Raw genomic sequence first — 3,370 nt, forward strand, 5'->3', positions numbered from 1 at the left:
GGCGTCGGACGGGCGTCCGCCGACCGGCAGACCGCCACCCGGCGCGGTCGGCGGTGTCGCGCCCGGGGGCAGCGTCGGGGTCGGCGGGACGGCGCCGGGCGGCGGCGCCTCGCCGGACGGTGGCGGGTCGCCGGGGGCCTCGGGCCCACCGGCGGTGGCGTCGGCGGCGGCCGGCCGACGGTCGCCGACGGTCGCCGGCACCAGCAGCGCGCCGGCCGTGGCCGTCACCGCGACCAGGACGAGCAGGAACGCCCCGGGCAGGGTCAGCCGCCCGCTGGGCCGCCGGGACCAGTCGCGGGTCGCCCGAGCCGCGGTGCGCGGACCCGGCAGGCGTACGGCGTGCGCGAAGCGTGTCCGGCGACGCCGGACTCCCGGCGGGCCGGCGTCCGGTGTGGACTGGGTGGGCGGCGTGTCCGGGCCGCTCTTCGCGGCCGGTTCGCCGTCGATCTTGGTGGCCGGTTCGCCGTCGGTTTTCGCGGCTGGTTTGCTGTCGGCCTTGGTGGCCGGTTCGCTGTTGGTTTTCGCGGCCGGTTCGCCGTCGGTTTTGGCGGGGGGTTCGCCGTCGGTCCGGGTGGGGGGTTCGCCGTCGGTCCGGGTGGGGGGTTCGCCGTCGGTCCGGGTGGGGGAGTCGCCGGTGGTGTTGGCGGCCGGTTCGTCGGCCGGTGCCGTACCGCTCGACCCGTCCGCCGGTCGGGCGGATCTCAGCCAGGGCCGGCGGGGCCGGGGTAGCCCGGTTGCTGGCCCGTCCGGGGCGGCGCCGGGGCGCGGCGTGGCCGGCCGGAGGGGCCGAAGGGTCGTGCTCTCTTCGCCGTCTGCCACCCGTTGAGTATCACCCATGCCTCGGCAGGCGTCAGGTCCGGTCGTACCCTGATGCCATGCCCCGGTACGAGTTCCGTTGCCGCGCCTGCGGCGACACTTTCGAGGTCAACCGTCCGATGGCCCGCGCCGGCGAGCCGGCGTCCTGTCCGCAGGGGCACGCCGACACCGTGAAACTGCTGTCCACGGTCGCGGTCACCGGTCGGGGTGGCGGCGTTGCCGGCACCGCGCCCGCGCCCTCCGGTGGTGGCTGTTGCGGTGGTGGCTGCGGCTGCTGAGGCCGACCCGATGTGGTCCCCGGTCGACCGGACGCCGTCCGGCGAAACCGCAGCACTATCGCAGGTGGTGGGACGGCTGATGTCGGCCTTGCCCGTACGCCGGGTGCGATGGCACCTTGGGTCGGAGCCTCGGCCGGCCGTTCTCACGATGCGTGATGATCTGGTTTCGGGAAGTATGAGGTCGATGCCAGGGGGGAGGTTCCACGCATGTCGCCACGGATCCACCTCCCGACCGGCTGGGTGACGTTCGTCTTCACCGACATCGAGGGCTCCACCCGACTGGCTCAACTGCTCGGCCCCGGCTACCGACCGGTGCTGGCGGAGCACCGCCGGTTGCTGCGCCGGACGATCGCGGCCACCGAGGGGGCGGAGCTGCTGACCGAGGGTGACTCCTTCTTCCTGGCCTTCGGTGACGCCAGCGCCGCGCTGACCGCCTGCCTGACCGCCCAGCGCGCGCTCGGCGACCACGAGTGGCCAACCCCGGAGGCGGCGCCCCGGGTGCGGATGGGCCTGCACACCGGCTGGGCCGAGCCACGGGACGGCGAGTACGCCAGCACCGAGGTGCACCGGGCCGCCCGGGTCGCCGCCGCCGCACACGGCGGGCAGGTGCTCTGCTCCGCCGCTACGGCGCGGCACGCGGACCCGTTGCCGGCCGGCGCGTCCCTGCTCGACCTCGGGCTGCACCGGTTGCGGGGCTTCGACGACCGGGAACGGCTCTTCCAACTCGTCGCCGCCGGGCTGGAGCGGCAGTTCCCGCGCCCGCGTACCGCCGACGCGGTGGCGCACAACCTGCCGATCCAGGTCACCTCGTTCGTCGGCCGGCAGGCCGAGCGGGCCGAGCTGAGACAGCTGGTGGCCCGGCACCGGCTGGTCACCGTGCTCGGTGCGGGCGGGGGCGGCAAGACCCGGCTGGCCGTGGAACTCGCCACCGACCTGGTCGAGGAGTATCCGGACGGAGTCTGGTACGTCGACATCGCCGCGGTCACCGACCCGGGGCTGGTGGCCTTCGCGATCGCCGCGGTGCTCGGGCTGCGTCCGGAGCCGGGCCGTCCGATGGTCGACACCCTGGTGGAGTACGCCGCCGCTCGTCGGATGCTGATCGTGCTCGACACCTGCGACGCCCAGCCGGCGGCCTGCGCGGACGCGGTTTCCCGGCTGCTCGCCGGTGGCGGTGGGGTCCGGGTGCTGGCGACCACCCGGGAGCCGCTGGCGTTGCCCGGCGAGGTGGTGTGGCGGATCCCGCCGCTGTCGGTCGACCCGCCACCCGACGGCACCGAGAGTGACGCGGTCGCGTTGCTGCTGGACCGCACCGCGGCGGCCAGAGGCGGCCGCCAGCCCGACCCGGCCGAGTCGGCGGACCTGCGTCGGGTGGTACGACGGCTGGACGGCCTGCCGCTGGCCATCGAGCTGGCCGCCGCGCGGCTGCGGGTGCTCTCGGTCGGGCAGCTCGCCGAGCGCCTCGACGACGTGCTCAGCACCCTCGACGCCGGCCGGGAGGACCCGGAGCCACCACCGGCCGACGGGGGTTACGCCGGTAACCAGCAGGACACTGTCGACCTGGTCGCGGCGGCGACCGGGGCCAGCCCGCCGGCCCCTGCGACGCGTGCGGTGGCCCGCTCGGCGGTCGAACGGCACCTGACCATGCAGGCGACGGTGACCTGGTCGTACCGGACTCTCGGGCCCCGGGCCGCGCGGCTGCTGCGCTGGCTGGCGGTCTTCGCCGGCCCGGTCGACCTGCCGACCGTGCAGTGGCTGCTGGTCGACGATCCGCTCGACCCGCTCTCCGTGCTGGTGGACAAGTCCCTGGTGCTGGCGGAGCCGCACGCCTCGGGCTGCACGTACCGGATGCTCGACCCGATCCGGGCGTACGCGGCCCGCCGGCTGGTCGAGGCCGGCGAGGAGCAGGCCGCCCGGAACCGGCACGTGGCCTGGTCGGCGCACGCCCTGGAGCGGGCACACCTCGGCCCCGACGGGCAGCCGGTGACCCTCTCGCTGTACGCGCTGGATCCGCTCGCCGGCGAACTGCGCGCCGCCCTGCGCTGGTGCGCCACGGGTGGCAGTGCCCGGACGGGCCTGCGGCTGGCCGGCGGCCTGGACCAGTGGTGGCGGGAGCGCGGGCTGGCGCGGGAGGGGCGGCTCTGGTTGTTCCGGCTGTACGGCCGGATCGCCGAGACCGGTGAAACCATCGGCGCGGTGAAGCGGGGCTGGCGTTGTTCTGGCCGGCGTCGGGGCCGGCGCATCGCGCGGCCGGTGCGCAGTGCGGCGGCCAGTTCCCG

At 75.9% G+C, this 3,370-nt stretch carries 1 protein-coding gene and 2 pseudogenes; 2 read left to right on the plus strand and 1 reads right to left on the minus strand.

Annotated elements, in window-relative coordinates:
- Positions 1–819 (minus strand): annotated as a pseudogene (locus tag AB0M52_RS32415) (murein transglycosylase); the annotation flags it as partial.
- Positions 820–875: 56 nt separating this feature from the next.
- Between AB0M52_RS32415 and AB0M52_RS32420 the strand changes: the two are divergent.
- Entirely contained in the window at positions 876–1,094 is a 219-nt protein-coding gene (locus tag AB0M52_RS32420; RefSeq protein WP_363961570.1) for a zinc ribbon domain-containing protein, read from the plus strand.
- 207 nt (positions 1,095–1,301) lie between these two features.
- Positions 1,302–3,281: pseudogene (locus AB0M52_RS32425) on the plus strand (adenylate/guanylate cyclase domain-containing protein); the annotation flags it as partial.
- Positions 3,282–3,370 lie beyond the last annotated feature (89 nt).

The organism is Micromonospora sp. NPDC051296 (assembly GCF_040682255.1).
Classification (GTDB): domain Bacteria; phylum Actinomycetota; class Actinomycetes; order Mycobacteriales; family Micromonosporaceae; genus Micromonospora; species Micromonospora craterilacus.

What these genes read in the sequence shown, in the direction of transcription:
- AB0M52_RS32420 (WP_363961570.1), top strand. Translation starts at nt 876, where the DNA reads ATGCCCCGGTACGAGTTCCGTTGCCGCGCCTGCGGCGACACTTTCGAG.